Genomic DNA, 500 nt, shown 5'->3' on the forward strand with positions numbered 1-500 from the left:
AGTCCATGCCGTCGGCGGGCATGCAATAGGTGCAGCGCAGGTTGCACTTGTCGGTCAGGGAGATGCGCAAGTCTGTGGCGCGCCGCCCGAACCGGTCCACCAGGCCTCGGGCCGGGTCGGCGGGTGAGGGCTCGAGCTTGGTGCGCAGCGTGGGGATCCCCAATGCGGTGGGCACCTCGATCACCTCTCCTCTGGACCTCTGCCGGGTTGTCGTGCCGAATCCGGCGGTTGGGTCAGTCTACGAGCCATCTAGTCTGGCCTCCATGACACGGGTCAACCACCAGCACTCCAAGGGCCCCCACGAAATGCCCGCGACGGGCGGAGACCGGCCCCGGACGGACCACGGACACAGTCACCACGCCCCGCCCAGAAGCGTCGAGGATCACCTCCGCGCGGTCACCGAGTTGCTGGGGCGCAGCCCGTGGTTCGGGCGGGAACCCGTGCGGCTGCCGCTCGGGCAGGCGGCCGGTCGGGTCCTGGCGGGGGACGTGGGGGCAGGG

At 70.6% G+C, this 500-nt stretch carries 1 protein-coding gene and 1 pseudogene; one reads left to right on the forward strand and one right to left on the reverse strand.

Annotated elements, in window-relative coordinates; genetic code table 11:
• Window positions 1–163 (reverse strand): annotated as a pseudogene (locus GTW58_RS14835) (GTP 3',8-cyclase MoaA); the annotation flags it as partial.
• Window positions 164–263: 100 nt separating this feature from the next.
• Here GTW58_RS14835 and GTW58_RS14235 point away from each other — a divergent pair.
• A partial coding sequence (locus tag GTW58_RS14235) for a hypothetical protein (protein WP_209436610.1) occupies window positions 264–500 on the forward strand: 237 nt, incomplete at its 3' end.

This window comes from Kocuria subflava, from assembly GCF_012163155.1.
Lineage (GTDB): Bacteria > Actinomycetota > Actinomycetes > Actinomycetales > Micrococcaceae > Kocuria > Kocuria subflava.